Below are 263 nucleotides of genomic sequence, written 5' to 3' on the forward strand. Positions count from 1 at the left end.
TCCCCGCTCATCTAAATACTCAGCATAAGCAGGATGGTCTAAGTGAAGAAATGGAAGATCAATGTTGAGAGCTTCTCCTTTTCGCAGCCCCCACTTAGCGAGTACCGTACAGGCCGCACGGTAGTATGGATCAGGAATCCATTTAATAAAAGCACCAAGCTCGGCTACCGTCTTTTCTGGATAGTCCTTTTTTGACTCTGCGTTATCAATGTTATCTAATACGTATGCTGCAGGATTCGCGTCAACGATCCCCCTCTTCATAC

At 46.0% G+C, this 263-nt stretch carries 1 pseudogene; it reads right to left on the reverse strand.

From position 1 onward, the window contains the following. Positions 1-263: pseudogene (locus C495_RS18235) on the reverse strand (site-specific integrase); the annotation flags it as partial.

Origin of the sequence: Natronorubrum sulfidifaciens JCM 14089 (assembly GCF_000337735.1) — an archaeon.
GTDB classification, from domain to species: domain Archaea; phylum Halobacteriota; class Halobacteria; order Halobacteriales; family Natrialbaceae; genus Natronorubrum; species Natronorubrum sulfidifaciens.